The sequence below is a fragment of the Bacillus taeanensis genome, assembly GCF_003318295.1.
GTDB classification, from domain to species: Bacteria; Bacillota; Bacilli; order Bacillales; family UBA6769; genus Maribacillus; species Maribacillus taeanensis.
The window spans coordinates 130,786-149,238 of record NZ_QOCW01000005.1 but is presented as its reverse complement, the minus strand read 5'-3'; the positions used below and the strand labels follow the sequence as shown (position 1 = coordinate 149,238).

Annotated in this window: 16 protein-coding genes, 2 pseudogenes and 1 riboswitch; all 18 genes and pseudogenes read left to right on the top strand. The window is 36.6% G+C overall.

Features of this window, described 5'->3' with window-relative positions; genetic code table 11:
• Nucleotides 1–16: 16 nt before the first annotated feature.
• The 18 genes and pseudogenes from DS031_RS07220 to DS031_RS07135 all read left to right on the top strand — a co-directional run bounded on the left by DS031_RS07220 (nucleotide 17) and on the right by DS031_RS07135 (nucleotide 18,452).
• The gene (locus DS031_RS07220) at nucleotides 17–427 is read left to right on the top strand and encodes a hypothetical protein (RefSeq protein ID WP_113805254.1); all 411 of its coding nucleotides are present in this window, start codon (nucleotides 17–19) and stop codon (nucleotides 425–427) included.
• Between the two features lie 114 nt (nucleotides 428–541).
• The gene (locus tag DS031_RS07215) at nucleotides 542–1,021 is read left to right on the top strand and encodes a DUF3907 family protein (protein ID WP_113805253.1); all 480 of its coding nucleotides are present in this window, start codon (nucleotides 542–544) and stop codon (nucleotides 1,019–1,021) included.
• A gap of 157 nt (nucleotides 1,022–1,178) precedes the next feature.
• Nucleotides 1,179–2,273, top strand: coding sequence for a type III polyketide synthase (locus tag DS031_RS07210; protein WP_113805314.1), 1,095 nt, complete (start codon nucleotides 1,179–1,181; stop codon nucleotides 2,271–2,273).
• A gap of 3 nt (nucleotides 2,274–2,276) precedes the next feature.
• The gene (locus tag DS031_RS07205) at nucleotides 2,277–2,837 is read left to right on the top strand and encodes an isoprenylcysteine carboxyl methyltransferase family protein (protein ID WP_113805252.1); all 561 of its coding nucleotides are present in this window, start codon (nucleotides 2,277–2,279) and stop codon (nucleotides 2,835–2,837) included.
• 89 nt (nucleotides 2,838–2,926) lie between these two features.
• The gene (locus DS031_RS07200) at nucleotides 2,927–4,096 is read left to right on the top strand and encodes a D-alanyl-D-alanine carboxypeptidase family protein (RefSeq protein WP_220182076.1); all 1,170 of its coding nucleotides are present in this window, start codon (nucleotides 2,927–2,929) and stop codon (nucleotides 4,094–4,096) included.
• The gene (locus DS031_RS07195) at nucleotides 4,089–4,685 is read left to right on the top strand and encodes a nucleoside recognition domain-containing protein (protein ID WP_113805251.1); all 597 of its coding nucleotides are present in this window, start codon (nucleotides 4,089–4,091) and stop codon (nucleotides 4,683–4,685) included. Before DS031_RS07200 ends, DS031_RS07195 begins: the two co-directional genes overlap by 8 nt.
• A complete protein-coding gene (locus DS031_RS07190; protein ID WP_113805250.1) occupies nucleotides 4,682–5,206 on the top strand; it encodes a spore maturation protein in 525 nt (174 codons plus the stop codon). Before DS031_RS07195 ends, DS031_RS07190 begins: the two co-directional genes overlap by 4 nt.
• Nucleotides 5,207–5,374: 168 nt before the next feature.
• Nucleotides 5,375–6,094 (top strand): pseudouridine synthase, encoded by a 720-nt coding sequence (locus tag DS031_RS07185; RefSeq protein ID WP_113805249.1) that lies wholly within the window; start codon nucleotides 5,375–5,377, stop codon nucleotides 6,092–6,094.
• 81 nt (nucleotides 6,095–6,175) lie between these two features.
• A complete protein-coding gene (gene resA, locus DS031_RS07180; RefSeq protein ID WP_113805248.1) occupies nucleotides 6,176–6,700 on the top strand; it encodes a thiol-disulfide oxidoreductase ResA in 525 nt (174 codons plus the stop codon).
• Between the two features lie 18 nt (nucleotides 6,701–6,718).
• A complete protein-coding gene (gene resB / locus DS031_RS07175) occupies nucleotides 6,719–8,341 on the top strand; it encodes a cytochrome c biogenesis protein ResB (RefSeq protein WP_113805247.1) in 1,623 nt (540 codons plus the stop codon).
• 21 nt (nucleotides 8,342–8,362) lie between these two features.
• Nucleotides 8,363–9,550 (top strand): c-type cytochrome biogenesis protein CcsB, encoded by a 1,188-nt coding sequence (ccsB, locus tag DS031_RS07170; RefSeq protein ID WP_113805246.1) that lies wholly within the window; start codon nucleotides 8,363–8,365, stop codon nucleotides 9,548–9,550.
• 114 nt (nucleotides 9,551–9,664) lie between these two features.
• On the top strand, nucleotides 9,665–10,381 hold the full coding sequence (locus tag DS031_RS07165) for a response regulator transcription factor (protein WP_113805245.1): 717 nt from the start codon (nucleotides 9,665–9,667) through the stop codon (nucleotides 10,379–10,381).
• Nucleotides 10,378–12,168 (top strand): ATP-binding protein, encoded by a 1,791-nt coding sequence (locus DS031_RS07160; RefSeq protein WP_113805244.1) that lies wholly within the window; start codon nucleotides 10,378–10,380, stop codon nucleotides 12,166–12,168. Before DS031_RS07165 ends, DS031_RS07160 begins: the two co-directional genes overlap by 4 nt.
• Before the next feature lie 141 nt (nucleotides 12,169–12,309).
• Nucleotides 12,310–12,511: riboswitch (cobalamin riboswitch) on the top strand.
• A gap of 166 nt (nucleotides 12,512–12,677) precedes the next feature.
• Nucleotides 12,678–13,517 (top strand): annotated as a pseudogene (locus DS031_RS07155) (ribonucleotide reductase N-terminal alpha domain-containing protein); the annotation flags it as partial.
• A gap of 330 nt (nucleotides 13,518–13,847) precedes the next feature.
• Nucleotides 13,848–15,260 (top strand): annotated as a pseudogene (locus DS031_RS07150) (ribonucleoside-diphosphate reductase subunit alpha); the annotation flags it as partial.
• 64 nt (nucleotides 15,261–15,324) lie between these two features.
• A complete protein-coding gene (locus tag DS031_RS07145; RefSeq protein ID WP_113805241.1) occupies nucleotides 15,325–16,365 on the top strand; it encodes a ribonucleotide-diphosphate reductase subunit beta in 1,041 nt (346 codons plus the stop codon).
• Between the two features lie 67 nt (nucleotides 16,366–16,432).
• The gene (locus tag DS031_RS07140; protein ID WP_113805240.1) at nucleotides 16,433–17,428 is read left to right on the top strand and encodes an ABC transporter substrate-binding protein; all 996 of its coding nucleotides are present in this window, start codon (nucleotides 16,433–16,435) and stop codon (nucleotides 17,426–17,428) included.
• Nucleotides 17,391–18,452, top strand: a complete 1,062-nt coding sequence (locus DS031_RS07135) for a FecCD family ABC transporter permease (protein ID WP_113805239.1) — start codon at nucleotides 17,391–17,393, stop codon at nucleotides 18,450–18,452. The genes DS031_RS07140 and DS031_RS07135 overlap by 38 nt, the downstream gene beginning before the upstream one ends.
• The last annotated feature ends 1 nt before the right edge of the window (nucleotide 18,453 follow it).

The window sequence follows — 18,453 nt, the reverse complement described above, 5'->3', positions numbered from 1 at the left end:
GGGTGTTTTAAGGAATATGAAAATCCTTCAATTGAAAGGATATGAACTAGAAAAATCAAAGTCAAATACACCAGAGGAATTTTTTAATCGCTCTGAAATTGTTTATTTAGATAAGGGTGAAGAAAAAACGTTTTATGTACTTTATTTACGATATTTTGAAGAAAAGATTTCAGAAATAACGCCATTTGAAAGCGACCCTATTTTTACGATTGCTGATCGAGATATTTACTTTCGAGATATTGCTGCATTTCTATGTTTCATTAATAATCCTGATTTTAAAAAGAGAAGACGAGTTTATATTAATTCACTTCAGGAATTTTCTACATATTTTAAAAATATTAATTATGAAGAAGTAAAATCTATGTTTGAAAAAATAGAAAAGCAAGAAAGCGTTGAATTAAAGTCATCCGTTTTTCTCTTAAATTAGTTAAGCTCATTTTCTAACAAAAATTGCTGTTAACATTGATGTTTTATCGTATAATAATACCAACTAGCATGAAAAAATCCGTGTAACTATTTTACGGTATTGGGGGAAGCATACATGGGGGATGATCTTGTAAAAACCCATATGAACCAAGCAGAGAAAACATTAGCATTCGTTTCAAAAAGTATTAATGACTATTTAAATGAAATGACAGTATCTCAAATGGTAAGTGATTGTGGTGATTATCAAGAATATTATGAAGAGGTGTTATTTTCACTGCGGCGTATTTCAGTGTTTTGTGATGAAGGTCATGGTCATTGTACAGCCATATTAGGTCGAGCTGTTTTTCAAGAAGAAGTTGCTGAAAGAGCACTGAATTGGATTTATAATCGCTGTATTGAAGAGTTTTATCATCCGCGCAATGACTACTGGCATGAAGATAGTCGAGCATTATATAGAGGAAAAAGTGCGATACAGTTTAATGAATATGTTCCTGCTTCATTAAAAGAATTAATGGTTTCTTTAGAAAAGTCATTTCAAGAAATTAGAGAAGAATTAGAGTATTACGGTAATCAGCTCCAAGCGAAAATGGGATAATGGTAATATGAAAATCCATCTTTTTATAAGATGGATTTTTTGTTGTTGAAAAATAAAGCTTCTTTACTCATATAAAAAGGTGATAAAATGTATAACTTTCTTCATTGAACAAAAAATAAGGGGAAATAAAGTGAATGAACTAGAAAGGGAGATTCCTTTGTCGGTCATTTTATCTGTTGATACTCATTCCCCTCCTTATAAATTATCCCAACAAGAAGTATTATCTTTTATAAAAGAGCTGTTTAAAGACTCCTACACAAATATTGAACGGTTATTGCCTGTTTTTCATAACGGTCAAATTGAGGAGCGTTATTTTTCAATGCCGTTAGAATGGTTTTCGAAAAACCATTCCTTTCAAGAAAAAAATGATTTATATATTGAACATGCTCTTACATATAGTATTGAAGCAATTACGAAGTGTTTAAATAGTTCAACATTTTTAATTGAACCTGTTTCTTATGAAGAAATTGATGCGATCTTTTTTATTTCAAGTACAGGAATGGCAACACCAAGTATTGATGCTCGCATTATGAATATTCTTCCGTTTTCCAAGCACACGAAACGAATACCGATATGGGGGTTAGGATGTGCCGGCGGAGCAGCAGGGATTGCTCGTGCCCATGAGTACTGCTTAGCCTATCAACATGCGAATGTGCTTGTTGTATCGATTGAACTTTGCAGCTTAACATTTCAAAAAGATGATTTATCAAAAAGTAATTTAGTAGGCACTTCTTTATTTGCTGATGGAGCGGCCTGTGCGCTAGTAGTAGGAAGAAAGTCCGCTCTTTTACAAAGAAAAAAAGTTTCATTACTTCCAGCTGTAAAAGAAACACAATCGACTTTAATGCCTCATTCAGAAGATGTCATGGGATGGAATATAAAAAATGGCGGACTTTATGTTGTATTTTCAAAAGATATTCCGTCCATTATTCGTTCATGGTTAGGAGAAAATGTGAAGGGGTTTTTACAATTATATAACCTCGAGCTGCAAAGCATTAAACACTTTGTCGCCCATCCAGGCGGCCGCAAAGTGTTAGAAGCTTATGAAGAGACATTGAGTTTCTCAGAAGAAAAAACAGCGATATCAAGCCATATCTTAAAGCATTATGGCAATATGTCATCAACGACAGTACTGTTTGTGCTCCAAAAATTTATGAAAACCGAAGAAGATAAACAGAAACATGATCTAGGATTACTGACAGCACTTGGACCTGGCTTTAGTTCAGAGCTTGTACTGTTAGAGTGGGGGTGAAAAATGGAAAAACTATTTTGGTTTATCATCCTCTTTGTGATTGTTCAAAGAATCGTTGAGTTAGTCATTGCAAAGCGTAATGAAAAGTGGATTATAAAAAATGGCGGCATTGAAGCTGGTGCTGAACATTATAAGTGGATTGTATTGCTTCATGTTAGTTTCTTTGTTTCTTTTATCATTGAATATTCATTAAACGGAACGCTTTTAAAATGGTGGATTTTTCCCTTCATCTTCTTTAGTTTTGCTCAAGTTTTAAGAATATGGAGTTTGCTTTCATTAGGACGATACTGGAATACAAAGATATTAATTATTCCAAACAGTAAGGTGATTAAAAAAGGACCATATCAATATATGCGTCATCCTAATTATCTCGTTGTTTGTCTCGAACTTTTAATGCTGCCGTTAATGTTTAATGCTTATTTTACCGCAGTTCTTTTTACGCTGTTAAATAGTTATCTTTTATTATTTATTCGTATTCCAGCGGAGGAAAAAATCTTACTAGAACAAACGGATTATCAAAAAAATTTTGCATTTAAATCTCGTTTTTATCCTAGAGCTGATTAAATTCAGCTCTTTTTCATTTGAAGCTTAATCATATCATCTAAGTTTATGCATAAACTTGTACAAATAACGTAATAGGGGACGGGGATTCGATGCATACAACATGTATACAAAAAAGTGTGTTAATCGTTTGTATGTTCATGCTATCTTTTTTTTCTTTTTCTATACCGATAAATGTTCAAGCTGCTAATTTATCTGTTTCTGGTCAAAGCGCGATCTTAATGGAGCAGGAATCTGGACGAGTATTGTTTGAAAAAGATGCTCATACAACAAGAAGAATTGCAAGTATTACAAAAGTAATGACGGCCATTCTTGCTATAGAGTCTGGAAAGATGAAAGAAAAAGTCAAAATTACGGACAGCATGGTGAGGGTAGAAGGATCAAGTATTTATTTAAAAGAAGGAGAAAGTCTAACATTAGAGGATTTAGTATATGGCCTTATGCTGAGATCAGGGAATGATGCTGCCGTTGCGATTGCAGAATATGTTGGGGGAAGTCTTGATGGTTTTGTTTATTTAATGAATCAAAAAGCCCAAGAAATTGGGATGAAGAATACGGAATTTGCAAATCCCCATGGTTTAGATGATCATGAAAATCATTATTCTACAGCATATGATATGGCCCTGTTAACTCGCTATGCAATGGGAAATGAAAACTTTCAGAAAATTTCTGCAGCCGAGAAGTACAGTGCTCCTCAGGAGGGCGAATCATGGAATCGCAGTTGGTCAAATAAAAATAAAATGCTGCGTTTATATAAATACTCTACTGGAGGAAAAACCGGTTATACAAAACGGGCAAAGCGAACACTTATTTCAACTGCCAGTAAAGATGGATTCAATTTAATTGCCGTCACATTAAATGCTCCGGATGATTGGAATGATCATATTGGAATGTTTGAATGGGGATTTAACAATTATAAGTTAAAAAGTCTTGTCGAAGAAGGAAAGATAACCGGAATTAAAGACCCCTTCTATAAAGGAAAAGTATATGCAGCTCGTTCTTTATCTTATCCATTAACAGAAGATGAAATTGACCAAATTCGTTCCTCGCTCACACTTTACAATCCACCAAAAGGAAATGAATGGTCGGAAAATGGTATTCCACGTCCTGTTGGAAAGATGTTTTTTCAATTAACAGATCAAACGATTGGAGAAGTTCCGCTTTTTTATGAAGGAGATCCTGAAGTAAAGAAAAAGAAAGGGTTTTGGGGGTTTTTTAAAGAGTTGTTTTTAATTTTAAATGGGGTTTCAAGTTATGATTAATATTATATGGATGTTTTTATTTGCTGTTGGTTTTGTGTTTGCAGCAATCAATGGGACAATGGAAGAAGTAAATGCGGCTATTTTTGACGGAGCAAAGGAAGCGGTAGCGATTTGTATTGGTTTAATTAGTGTGTTGGTTTTTTGGCTCGGATTAATGAAAATCGCTCAAAACGCCGGGCTTCTTGATGGATTAGCAAAACTTGCCAGACCGCTTGCTAAAAAGATATTTCCAGAAGTGCCAAGTGATCATCCTGCCATGGGGTATATTTTATCAAATATGATTGCAAACTTATTTGGACTTGGCAATGCAGCAACTCCAATGGGAATTCAAGCGATGAAACAGTTAAAAGAACTAAATGACAATAAAGATGAAGCAAGCCGCTCCATGGTAACGCTGCTTGCGATTAATACGTCAAGCTTAACACTAATCCCTACAACAGTCATTGCCATCCGAATCCAATACGATTCTGCCTCACCTACAGAAATTGTAAGTACCACAATTATTGCTACCATGATTTCGACGATTAGTGCTATTTTAATTGATCGCTATTTTTATAGAAGGAAAGTAAAGAGGGGGGATAGAAAGTGATTACCGCTGCTTCGATTTGGATTATTCCCTTATTAATAGGTTTTATCTTAGTATATGGCACAATTAAGAAAGTACCAACATATGAGGCATTTGTAGAAGGTGGAAAGGACGGGTTTCAGCTGGCCATATCGCTTATCCCATATCTTGTTGGAATGTTAGTGGCCATCGCTGTTTTTCGAGCTTCAGGAGCTATGGAAGCACTTATTCAGGCGCTGAAACCTCTTTTTTCAATGATCGGTGCTCCAGCAGAAATTGTCCCACTTGCATTAATGCGACCAATTTCTGGCACTGGTGCTTTAGGATTAACAACAGATTTAATTGCAACATACGGACCAGACTCTTTTATTGGACGTCTCGCCTCAACGATGCAGGGAAGCACAGACACCACTTTTTATATTTTAACCGTTTATTTTGGAGCAGTAGGAATTAAAAAAATGGGCGATGCTCTAAAAGTTGGACTTCTTGCTGACCTTATTGGAATAATTGCTTCCATTATTATTGTTACAATCGTCTTTAAATGACTATAATACTAAAAGAGAATCTCTTACTTAAACAAACTCGGCAATTAGCCGGGTTTTTGTATTGTTTTATGTAACAGTACCCTGAATATTGCTTTCGAAATAAAAGGATGATCATTCTCTTGAGAAATTAGAAGAGGAAGAGTATGATGTATGATGAGGTGAAAATTAATGGAACGTTTACAAAAAGTAATTGCAAAAGCAGGAATTGCGTCACGAAGAAAATCGGAAGTGTTAATTCAAGAAGGAAAAGTAACAGTCAATGGTCAAACAGTCACTGAGCTTGGTACAAAAGTAGGGCCAAATGATCGTATCGAAGTAAATGGTATTCCGGTAGAGCGAGAAGAACCGGTCTATTTTTTATTTTATAAACCAACAGGCGTTATTTCAGCAGCATCTGACGATAAAGGAAGAACAGTCGTTACAGATTATTTTCCAATGATAAAGGAGCGCATCTTTCCAGTAGGCCGTTTAGATTATAATACATCAGGCGCGATTCTTCTTACAAACGATGGAGAATTTGCCAACTTAATGATGCATCCAAAACATAAAATTGAAAAAGTATATATTGCAAAAGTAAAAGGCACACCAACAAAAGAAACGATTCGAAAACTTGAAAAAGGTGTTCACCTGGAAGATGGGAAAACAGCTCCAGCCAAAGTGAAAGTTCTTTCGGCAGATCGAGCAAAAAACACGGCGATTTTAGAGCTAACGATTCATGAAGGAAGGAATCGTCAAGTTCGCCGCATGCTTGAACAAGTAGGTCATCCTGTTGAAAAATTAAAGCGTGAGCGATACAGCTTTCTTGAATTAAAAGGGTTAACAACAGGGGAATTTCGTCCGTTAACACCAAAAGAAGTGAAACAATTACGCGCATTAGCTGTCACATAAACGTCAAAAATCGACTAATAGTTACATCAATCAAAACGTTATAGTAATAGTAGTAGAGTAGTGAAGTAAAGGAGGGTAATGATGAAGAAGAATCGATTGATTATGCGGACAAGTATCTTAGTCATTATAGCGATTGCCCTTGGATACACGTTTTTTACGACATTTTTAGGTGATGCGCATTCACCTGTTAAAATTGGTGATCAAGCACCAAGCTTTGTGTTAACAGATATGAACGGCAAAACAGTCGAGCTTGAAGATTATCGTGGAAAAGGTGTTTTCTTAAACTTTTGGGCAACATATTGTGAGCCTTGTAAAGCCGAAATGCCAGCAATGGATAAAAATTATCAAAAATATAAAGATGAAGGGGTTGAAATTCTAGCGGTTAATGTAAATGAACCAGAATTAACAGCTAGAAGATTTGTTGAGCGCTATAGCTTAAGTTTTCCAATCTTACTCGATAAATCGAGTGAAGTATTTAAAGCATATGGCGTTGGTCCCATTCCAACAACCTTTTTAATTGATAAAGATGGAAAAGTTGTCGATCGATATACAGAAAGTCGTTCTGAAGAAGCAATTGCACAAGATATGGAGCAGATTAAACCGTAGTCTTAATGAGGTGTTTTTATGAGCAAGTTTAAATGTGAGTGCGGCCATGAAAATCCTTATGGTACACTTCTTTGTGAATCCTGCGGCAAGCCGCTTGAACAAAGTGATTCAAATGAATTATTAAATATGAGATATGAAGGTTCTGCTAGAAGATCACAAACATACAAGAAAACAATAGTTGATAAAATATGGAATTTCTTTTCGTCAGTTAAAGTAGGCATATGGATTATTGTGCTTATTTTAATTGCATCAGCCATTGGAACCATTTTTCCGCAAGAAATGTACATTCCGCCTACAGTAGATCCTGCCACTCATTATGAAGAGCAGTATGGAATCTTTGGACAAGTTTATTATGTACTTGGTTTTCATAATTTATATGGGTCCTGGTGGTTTATGCTTCTGCTTGCGGCGCTAGGGATATCCCTTATTATTGCTAGTTTGGATCGATTTGTACCTCTTTATCGTTCTTTAAAAAATCAGAGAGTTACGCGTCATGAAAGCTTTATGAGACGTCAGCGCATTTATGGAATTTCAAAATCGGCAAATCTTGATGAAAGTATGGAAAAAGCAAAAACTGCTTTAATAGCTAAAAGATACAATGTAAGAGAAGAAAATGGTAATCTTTTAGCGGAAAAAGGACGTTTTTCGCGTTGGGGTCCATATGTGAATCATGTCGGTCTTATTCTATTTCTTATTGGAGCTATGCTGCGCTTCTTTCCTGGAATGTATATCGATGAAGTGTTGTGGATTCGCGAAGGTCAGCAGTTAGCGGTTCCTGGCACTGAATCTTATTATTTGGAGAATAAACAATTTATATTTGAAGTTTATGATCAAAATGAAGGTCAGTTTAAAGATGCGATTGAAGGAACAGAAAGCGGAATTGTGCCTAAAAACTATCAAACTGATGTCACGCTTTATAAACAGCAAGGAGAAAAAATAGCAGGTGCCGAGCCAGAGCTTGATAAAGTAAAAGATTATTCAATTCGTGTGAACGATCCTTTGAAAATGGATGGATATGCAGTTTATCAAGTAGATTATAAACTAAATGAATTTAAAGAAATGAGCTTTACGATTGAAAAAAAAGCAACAGGTCAGCAATTTGGAAATACGACTATTGATTTGTGGAACCCAGAGCCTGCTTATGATTTAGGAAATGGTTATAAAATTGAAGTAATGGATTATTTTCCTGATTTTTATTTTAATGAAAAAGAAGAGCCGGCTACACAATCAAAGATTCCTAATAATCCTGCTTTTATTTTTAAAATGTTTACTCCGGAAACGCCAGAAGGTGAAGTAAGTTTTGTGGCGATTCGTCAAAATTTAGAACCACTAGGTGAAAATCAATATAAAATGACGTTTGCCGGTATGGATACAGCAAATGTGTCCGGCCTTATCGTTAGAAAAGACCGTACATTATGGATTCTTGCTATTGGTGCAGCCATTTTTATGATTGGTGTTACACAGGGGATGTATTGGAACCACCGTCGTATTTGGCTTCGTGAAATAAATAGGGAAATATGGATTTCGGCACATACAAATAAAAACTGGTTTGGCGTTAAAAAAGATTTAGAGTATGTAACAGAAACAGCAGCACTAGAAATGCCAATTGATCAAGTAGAAAAATTAGAAGGTAAGAAATAATAGAAAGGGGCCCCCTCTTATATGGTTCAATTAAGCAGTAATTTGTTGTATGCAGCATTTGTTCTTTATTTAATTGCAACATTTATATTTGCAGGTGCAATTAAGGATAAGCATAAACACCTTGATGAAAAAAAACGACGACGGAATCGTTGGGGCACAGCAGCAATTACAGTTACAATAATCGGTTTTTTGTTTCAGTTAGGGTATTTCTTTACGAGATGGGCTGCAAGTGGGCATATTCCACTAAGTAACTTATTTGAATATACAACCTTTTTTGGAATGATGATGGTATTTGGATTTATTATTATTCATTTCATGTATAAAGTAAATGTCGTTGGAGCAATTGCTATGCCTGTTGCTGCTCTTGTCATTGCATATGCAAGTGTGTTTCCAAGAGACATTCAGCCACTTATACCAGCTCTTCAAAGTGACTGGCTTAAAATTCACGTTTCGACAGTAGCGCTTGCAGAAGGTGTGTTAGCAATTAGCTTTGCAGCGGGTCTTGCTTATTTACTGCGTGAAGTTGATCAGTCAAAGTCAAGTAAAGAAACATTTTGGCTGGAGTTTGTTATGTATTCTTTAATTGTAACACTTGCTTTTGTATTTGTTTCATTTGGCTTTAAAGCAGTAGACTATGAAACAACATTTAATTGGATTGATAAAAATGGTCAAGAAGCGGAAATGACTTACAGCCTTCCAGCGATTGTAGGACCGAATGAGGGTGTTATTACAGATGGAGCGGCATTTGGACCTTTTGTTCAAATTTCTCCTTATATTGAGGCTAGTAAACTAAACACTGTGATTTGGTCATTATTAGGCGGCCTTTTACTATATGGATTACTTCGTCTTATTTTCCGTAAGCGAATTGCGGCATTTCTTCAGCCTGCTTTAAAAGGAGTTAGTCCGCAGCTTGTTGATGAAATTAGTTATCGTGCGGTTATTATCGGTTTTCCGCTATTTTCATTAGGAGCGCTTATTTTTGCGATGATTTGGGCTCAAATTGCTTGGACAAGATTTTGGGGATGGGATCCAAAGGAAGTATGGGCATTGATTACATGGTTATTTTATGCGGCATATCTTCACCTTCGCTTATCAAAAGGATGGCATGGAACGAGATCTTCATGGCTTGCAGTTATCGGTTTTGTTATCATTATGTTCAATTTAATTGCCGTAAATTTAGTTCTTGTGGGTCTTCATTCTTACGCGTAAGCTGTAAAAAGCCTTCACAGAAAGTGAAGGCTTTTTGAATACATAATTTTAGTGGTAAAATAATGAGAGATGATTATGTAATAAAACGGATTTTTTTACAGGGAGGAATACAAAATGGCAGCAGAAGCAAGAGTGTTAGTTGTAGATGATGAAGAACGCATTCGACGATTATTAAAAATGTATTTAGAGCGTGAAAATTTTGAAATTGAACAAGCAGAAAATGGAGAAGAAGCACTTGAAATGGCTTTAACCGAAGACTTTGATCTTATCTTATTAGATTTAATGCTTCCTGGAATTGATGGCATGGAGGTATGTCAGGCGCTTCGAGAAAAGAAAGCAACGCCTATTATTATGCTGACAGCCAAAGGAGAAGAAGTAAATCGTGTACAAGGTTTTGAAGCAGGAGCAGATGATTATATCGTAAAACCGTTTAGCCCAAGGGAAGTTGTTCTTCGTGTAAAAGCACTGCTTCGTCGTTCCTCAAAAACAAAATTTTTACAAACAGAGACAACAACGAAAAATGTGCTCGTCTTTCCACACTTAACAATTGATCATGATGCCCATAAAGTGCAGGCTGGAAATCAATTTGTTAATTTAACACCAAAGGAATATGAACTTCTTTACTTTTTAGCGAAATCACCTGATAAAGTATTTGCTCGTGAACAGCTGTTAAAAGATGTGTGGAATTATGAGTTTTTTGGTGATCTTAGAACCGTTGATACCCATGTAAAACGGTTAAGGGAAAAACTGAGCCGTGTTTCTCCGGATGCTGCAAAAATGATTGCAACCGTGTGGGGGGTTGGTTATAAGTTTGAGGTTGGTACCGAATAATGTTTTGGAAAAGCGTTGTAGGTAAACTGTGGTTTACAATTATTTTACTCGTTTCAGTCGTTCTTTTTGTATTAACGATTTTATTGCTGCAATTTTTTGAGAATTTTCATGTGACACAAGCAGAGCAGCAGCTGACGAAATTAGCAGATAAAGTGGCGGCTATTATGGAGAATTATGAAGACCGCACTGCTGCTCTATCAACAGCTTGGGAAATTGTTGATGTTTATTCTACAAGAGTTGCGATTATTGGGGATGAAACAAACTATTGGTATTCACCAAACGATGATAAGCTCTCAAATTTACCGGTTGAAATGTTTAAAAATGATGAAAAACTTTCAAAAGTGTTTACAGAGAAACAAACGATTGTGAAGCAAGGTGATTTTCCCGTTAAGCAAAACGGTGAGGAAATACATAATGAAATTTTAGTTGTTGGAGTTCCAATGAGCCTTTTTACTAATGAAAACGGGGCAGTATTTCTCTATCAGTCACTTGATGTAGTAGAAAGAACAACAACACAAGCGCGAAATATTATTTATATTTCTGCAGGAATTGCAATTGTGTTAACAACGATTTTTGCTTTTTTTCTTTCAACAAGAATTACAGCACCGCTTCGTAAAATGCGTGAAGCAGTCTTTCAAGTAGCAAAAGGAGAATTCGAAACAAAAGTTCCATCGGTCTCAAACGATGAAATTGGTGAACTTGCAGCTGCCTTTAATCGAATGGGGCGCCAGCTTAATGATTATATTACAGCTTTAAATCAAGAAAAAGAACAGCTATCAAGCGTATTAAGCAGTATGGCAGATGGTGTGATTACATTTGACCGTAAAGGGGAGATGCTTGTTACAAATCCTCCTGCTGAAAGATTCATTCAAGCATGGTATTATGAACAAGGAATGAATGACGACGAAAAAGCAGAACTTCCTGAAGATATTCAAGAATTGTTTCAAAAGGTCGTAACATTTGAACGGGAGCAAATGACAGAAGTTGCCGTACAGGGACGAAATTGGGTAATCGTCATGACACCGTTATATGACCAAGCTTATGTAAGGGGAGCTGTAGCTGTTCTTCGTGATATGACCGAGGAACGCCGCTTAGATAAACTTCGTAAAGACTTTATTGCGAATGTCTCTCATGAACTTAGAACGCCTATTGCGATGCTTCAAGGATACAGTGAAGCGATTGTTGATGATATTGCTGCAACAGAAGAAGAGAAAAAAGAGATTAGTCAAATTATTTATGATGAATCACTTCGGATGGGAAGACTCGTTAATGAACTTTTAGATCTTGCGAGAATGGAAGCGGGACATATTGAGCTTCGTGAAAGTTCTGTGTATCTGGCTGAGTTTACGGAAAGGGTATTTCGTAAATTTCAAGGACTTGCAAAAGAGCGCGGTGTTGATTTAAATCTTTCTAATGTTGAGGAAGGTGAAGAGTTGTTTATTGATGCCGATCGGATTGAGCAGGTGCTTACAAATTTAATTGATAATGCTGTTCGCCATACCCAGGAAGGTGGATCAGTCTCATTGACAATCCAATCCGTTGAGGCTGGTGTGAAGTTTGATGTAAAAGATACCGGCTCTGGGATACCGGAAGAAGATTTGCCGTTTGTATTTGAGCGTTTTTATAAAGCTGATAAAGCGAGAACACGCGGCCGGTCAGGAACAGGACTAGGTTTAGCGATTGCAAAAAATATTGTTGAAGCTCATGATGGCTATATTTCTGTTCACAGCAAATTAAATGAAGGCACGACATTTTCCTTTTTTATTCCACGAAAAGAGCAAATATAATAGGGAATTATCCCGAAATCTTCTTGTTTAGATCGTAAAAAAAGTTCTTGCAACATCGATGAAAATTCTGTAATATAGATACAGGCACAATATTTAGTGTTTTAAAATGTATTTGAACACTATATATTGTGCTTGTTAATTGAATACGCATGAAATTAAGGTGTTATATGTGACTTAATAGGGAATCTGGTGAAATTCCAGAGCTGTCCTCGCAACTGTAAGTGTGGACGAAATGAGAAAACCACTTTACAAGTAATTGTCCTAAAGGGATGGGGCTTGTATGGGAAGGCTCAAAGTAGGGTGAAGCACAAGTCAGGAGACCTGCCTTAGTTTTACGTTTCATATCTTCGGGGATTGAGATTCTGAAGCGGCACATCAACCTATTCGTGATACGTATGTTCTAACATACTACATAAATTAAATTGTGTCGTTTTCGCTCATCTTTCGGGATGAGTTTTTTTTAATGCCCTGACAGGAAAGAGAATTTTACTAAAAGAAAGGGGTATTATATGTCATCTATAACAAGAAGTCAACAGCCTCGTGTCATTGACCAATCATATGTGACTGAACTTATTCAAGAAGTGCTATCACGCTATCCGCACTTAGAAGGAGACGTGTTTTTAGAAAAATCACTAAAAGGGTTCGAAATAAAAGAAGGCGCGTCACCTCAAGAGATTTTTAATATGATTATCTTGCATGCGCTAGATGAAATTGATGCTCAGCATCCTGATTGGACCTATGCAGCATCAGCAATTTATTTAGAAAATTTATATGTACAGGCAGCAGAAAGCCGCGGATATAATGCAGATGACCAGTACGGGTCTCTAAACGAGCTTCTTCAAACTTTAACAGAAAAAGGGATTTATAATCAAAAAATTTTAAACTGCTATTCTACAGAGGAAATTCTTGAATTAGAAGAAGCGATAGACCCTCGAAAAGATCAGCTTTTTACATACATCGGGATTCGCACACTTGCTGATCGTTATTTAGCCAGATCCCATGACGGAGCAGTTTATGAGCTGCCGCAGGAACGATTTATGATCATTGCGATGACGTTAATGTTAGAAGAACAGAAAGAAAAACGTCTTGAGCTTGTAAAAGAAGCTTACTGGGCGCTTTCAAACCTTTATATGACGGTTGCAACACCAACACTTTCAAATGCCGGGAAATCATACGGTCAGCTAAGCTCATGCTTTATTGACACAATTGATGATAGTTTAAGAGGAATTTACGACAGCAATACTGATATTGCAACTTTGTCAAAAAATGGCGGTGGAATAGGCGCATATGTTGGGAAGATCCGGTCACGAGGGTCTGATATTAAAGGCTTTAAAGGCACTTCATCTGGGGTTAATGTTAGCCCTCTTGCAGTGTAAACTGTAAGTAATAAAGGTGGTCAATTGCTGGAAACTCTGAGTATCTCAAGGTAGGATATCGTGCAGTAATGTCGCGACGCCCCCTGAAAATCCGAGAGTGCAGACAATCAGCAGCCGAGCTTCCTAAGGAAATTCTGGAAGAAGGTTCAACGACTAAGAGATTATATAAGTAATTATATAATCCGAACCACCTATTCTTTTAAATAGGATAAAGATATAGTCTGTTCTCTATGGCGACATAGAGAGGTAGGCAGAAATGACCTGCCCCCTCGTTAATTAATTTAGAGGAGTAACAAGTCAAGAATTCCATGGATGAAGCAGCTTAACAATACTGCGGTTAGTGTCGATCAGCTCGGCCAGCGTCAAGGTGCGATTGCAGTATACTTGGATGTTTGGCATAAAGATATTTTTGAATTTTTAGATGCAAAACTAAATAACGGCGATGAGCGTTTCCGTACCCATGATTTATTTACAGGTGTTTGTATTCCAGATTTATTTATGGAAACTGTCGAAGAACGCGGGGAGTGGCATTTATTTGATCCGCATGAAGTACGGAAAACGATGGGCTGGTCGCTTGAAGACTTCTTTGATGAAGAAAAAGGTAGCGGTTCGTTTCGCAAAAAGTATATGGAATGTGTAAACCATCCGACATTATCGCGTAAAACGGTTCCTGCGATTGACATTTTTAAGCGAGTTATGATTTCTCAGCTTGAAACGGGTACACCGTACATGTTTTATCGTGATACAGTGAATCGCGCAAACCCGAATAAACATAAAGGGATGATTTATTGCAGTAATTTGTGTTCAGAAATCACCCAAAACCAAAGCTCCACAACCGTTGAAGAAGAAGTAGCAAAAGACGGAAAGATTATTATTACAAAAAATCCCGGTGACTTCGTTGTTTGTAATTTATCATCAATCTCACTTGCAAAAGCAGTAACAGAAGATGTGTTGGAGCGGTTAATTCCAATTCAAGTACGAATGCTTGATAATGTGATTGATCTAAACACAATCGAAGTTCTCCAAGCGCAGTTAACAAATCAAAAATACCGCGCAGTTGGGCTCGGGACTTTTGGAATTCATCATTTATTGGCATTAAAAGGAATTCGCTGGGAATCAGAAGAAGCAGTTGAATATAACGATAAACTTTATGAAAAAATCGCTTATTTAACAATAAAAGCTTCTAATGAACTTGCAAAAGAAAAAGGAGCCTATCCGGCGTTTGAAGGTTCTAACTGGCAAACCGGTGAATATTTTGATAAGCGTGGTTATGAGTCAGAAGCGTGGAACGAATTAAAAGAAGCCATTCAGGAAAATGGCATTCGTAACGGCTGGTTAATGGCAGTAGCACCAAACAGCTCGACTTCGATTATTGCCGGAAGTACAGCAAGTATTGATCCAATCTTTAAAAAGTTTTATTCAGAAGAAAAGAAAAATTATAAAATTCCAGTTACAGCACCTGATTTAAATCAAGATACTTTTTGGCTTTATAAATCAGCCTATGATATTGACCAAAGCTGGAGCATTAAACAAAATGCAGCACGCCAGCGTCATATTGATCAATCAATCAGCTTTAATTTTTACGTGCGCAATACGATTAAAGCGAAAGAACTGTTAAATCTTCATATGACGGCTTGGAAGTCAGGGTTAAAAACAACGTATTATACACGCTCCACTTCTGTTGAAATTGAAGATTGTGAGAGTTGTTCATCTTAGTAAAGAGATTCATAGGGGCTCTTCCCTATGAATCATCCTATTAACAACAAAGGAGGAATGTTGTGTGCAAAATACACTAATCCAACGCAAGCTTTATGATACAAAAGCACCGAATGCCTCAACTGGTATTATTAATGGAAAAAGCTCAAATGTATTAAACTGGGACGATGTTCGCTTTACTTGGGCATATCCGATGTATAAAAACATGTTAGCCAATTTTTGGACACCGATGGAAATTAACATGTCTACAGATGCAAAGCAGTGGCTTGACCTTACTGAAGAAGAGCAAACAACCTTTAAAAAAATTATCGGTCTTTTAGCCTTTTTAGATTCGATTCAAACCGATTATTCTGGTAAAGTGGGAGAATATTTAACAGATTCAAGCTTAGCAGCGTTAATGCAGGTGCTATCATTTCAAGAAGTGGTGCATAATCAGTCTTATTCATATGTATTATCAAGTCTTGTACCAAAACATGAACAGGATCAAATCTTTGAATATTGGAAACATGATGAAGTGCTGCTTGAACGAAACAACTTTATCGCAAAAGGTTATGAGGCATTTGTAGAAAATCAAACACCAGAAAATTTTTTGAAATCAATTGTATATGATGTCATTTTAGAAGGGTTGTTTTTCTATGCAGGCTTTGCGTTCTTCTATAACCTTGCCCGCAATCAAAAAATGGTTTCATCAAGTACGATGATTAACTACATTAATCGAGATGAGCAGCTGCACGTAAATTTGTTTACAAATATTTTTAAAGAAACATTGAAAGAAAACCCAGAGCTTGATACGAAAGAACTTCGTCAATTTGTAACAAATACGTTTACAAAGGCAGCAGAACTTGAAATTAAATGGGGAAATTATATTGTTGGCAATAAATTTGACGGTATCAACCAAAGTGATCTTGAAGATTATATAAAGTTTATGGCTAATAAACGCTGTCATGAATTAGGCTGTGAGCGCCCTTTTGAAGGTTATCGTGAAAATCCAATGAAATGGATTAAAGCGTATCAAGATACAAATGCCGGGAAAACAGACTTTTTCGAGCAAAAATCAAGACAGTATACAAAAGTGTCAGATGACAATGGATTTGATGACTTATAATTCTTAAAGTGACATCCCTTAAGGAGTTACTCATAAATTAATGAAGTAGATATTTAGGAGGAGAACAATGAAGAAATTACTAACATTATTACTAACATTATTTGTCGCAATCGGCCTTCTTGCAGCATGTGGGCAGGATAATGCTGAGCAGGAAGCGGGAAATAATGAAATACAAACAAAAGAAAACGCAAACACAGAAACTGCTGAAACGGAATCGGCCTTTCCGGTTACAATAACGGATGCCTCTGATGAAGAAGTTGTTATTGAAGAAAAGCCTGAACGTATTGTTTCGTTAATTCCAAGCAACACAGAAATTGCTTTTGCACTAGGATTAGGTGAAGAAGTTGTTGGAGTTTCAGATTATGATAATTATCCAGAAGAAGTAAATGAAAAAGAAAAAATTGGTGGTATGGAGCTAAATGTAGAAAAAATTATTGGTCTAAATCCTGACCTAGTGCTTGCACATGCTTCTGGTGCTCATACATCTGCAGAGGGGTTAAAACAGTTAAAAAGTGCGGGAATTACTGTACTTGTTGTAAATGATGCGGCAGCATTTAATGATGTATATGATTCAGTAAAGATGATTGGACAAGCAACTGGAACAAGTGATAAAGCACAAAAAGTGATTGATGAAATGTCAGAGAAACTTTTTGAAATTCAAGAAAAAGCAGCTGCAATTTCAGAAGAAGAACAAGTGACAGTATGGCTTGAAGTCTCACCAGCACCAGACATTTATACAGCAGGTAAAGGAACGTTTATGAATCAAATGCTTGAAATTATTCATGCGAAAAATGCGGCAGCAGATCAAGAGGGATGGGTAAAGTTTACGGAAGAGGATGCGGTTAAACTTAATCCTGATGTCATCGTTACAACATACGGTTATTATGTTGAAAATCCGAAAGAACAAATTCTTAGTCGTGATGGCTGGCAGGGTGTCCCTGCAGTGAAAAATGAACGTGTGTATGATGTTCATTCCGATCTTGTATCACGTTCTGGTCCACGGTTAGTTGAAGGGGTCGAAGAACTTGCTGCTGTTATTTATCCAGATGTTTTTGCAAAATAAACGGATCTTTTCATATGGTAGTTCGATTTCATTTTTAATATTAGCAATTTTTTTAGGGGTATCGATAGGCAGTCTATCGATTCCCTTTTCCGCTATTATTAATATTTTTTTAAACGATGTTTTTCATATGAATTTGGCTGCAGCTGGTGAGCCTATGTACCACAACATTGTAATGGAAATTCGTTTTCCAAGAGTTCTTTTAGCTGGTTTAGTCGGAGCTTCCCTTGCGATTTCTGGGGCTGCGTTTCAAGGCCTATTAAAAAACCCATTAGCAGATCCGTACACATTAGGCGTTTCATCAGGTGCGTCAGTTGGTGCAGTTTGTGTCATCTTTTTTGGGATTACAATACCGGCATTTGGTAGTTTTACCTTGCCTTTATTTAGCATTATTTTTGGTTTTATTACAATTATAGTTGTTTTATTATTTGCACGTATGGTACAGAGAACAATGTCTGTGGAAACGATTATTTTAACAGGCATTATCTTCAGCTCCTTTTTAGGTTCACTGATTTCATTGATGATTGCTTTAACAGGAGAAGAGTTAAGACAAATTATTACATGGCTGTTAGGAAGCGTTTCGATGAGAGGTTGGGATTATGTAAAAATGATCACTCCATTCTTTATCATGGGAACGATTTTATTACTAATAAATGGTCATGAATTAAATGCACTATCATTTGGGGAAGAAAGAGCTCAGCATTTAGGGGTAAATGTTCAGCAGCGGAAGTTTTTAATTATGATTGCAGCTTCTATATTAACAGGAGCAGCTGTTGCGGTATCTGGAACGATAGGTTTTGTAGGACTTGTTATCCCTCACTTAACAAGGCTGCTGTATGGAACGGATCATAAACATCTTCTTCCACTTTCAATGATTAATGGGGGATCCTTTTTAATTCTTGCTGATTTAGCTGCGCGAACAATTATTGCGCCAACACAGCTGCCAATTGGGGTACTGACTGCTTTAATCGGTGCGCCGGTGTTTGCAGTGATCTTATTTCGACAACGGATAGGAAGAAGTGGTTAAT

What these genes read in the sequence shown, in the direction of transcription:
- DS031_RS07195 (WP_113805251.1), top strand. Translation starts at nt 4,089, where the DNA reads ATGATTAATATTATATGGATGTTTTTATTTGCTGTTGGTTTTGTGTTT.
- DS031_RS07200 (WP_220182076.1), top strand. Translation starts at nt 2,927, where the DNA reads ATGCATACAACATGTATACAAAAAAGTGTGTTAATCGTTTGTATGTTC.
- DS031_RS07215 (WP_113805253.1), top strand. Translation starts at nt 542, where the DNA reads ATGGGGGATGATCTTGTAAAAACCCATATGAACCAAGCAGAGAAAACA.
- resA (WP_113805248.1), top strand. Translation starts at nt 6,176, where the DNA reads ATGAAGAAGAATCGATTGATTATGCGGACAAGTATCTTAGTCATTATA.
- ccsB (WP_113805246.1), top strand. Translation starts at nt 8,363, where the DNA reads ATGGTTCAATTAAGCAGTAATTTGTTGTATGCAGCATTTGTTCTTTAT.
- DS031_RS07185 (WP_113805249.1), top strand. Translation starts at nt 5,375, where the DNA reads ATGGAACGTTTACAAAAAGTAATTGCAAAAGCAGGAATTGCGTCACGA.
- DS031_RS07205 (WP_113805252.1), top strand. Translation starts at nt 2,277, where the DNA reads ATGGAAAAACTATTTTGGTTTATCATCCTCTTTGTGATTGTTCAAAGA.
- DS031_RS07220 (WP_113805254.1), top strand. Translation starts at nt 17, where the DNA reads ATGAAAATCCTTCAATTGAAAGGATATGAACTAGAAAAATCAAAGTCA.
- resB (WP_113805247.1), top strand. Translation starts at nt 6,719, where the DNA reads ATGAGCAAGTTTAAATGTGAGTGCGGCCATGAAAATCCTTATGGTACA.
- DS031_RS07140 (WP_113805240.1), top strand. Translation starts at nt 16,433, where the DNA reads ATGAAGAAATTACTAACATTATTACTAACATTATTTGTCGCAATCGGC.
- DS031_RS07165 (WP_113805245.1), top strand. Translation starts at nt 9,665, where the DNA reads ATGGCAGCAGAAGCAAGAGTGTTAGTTGTAGATGATGAAGAACGCATT.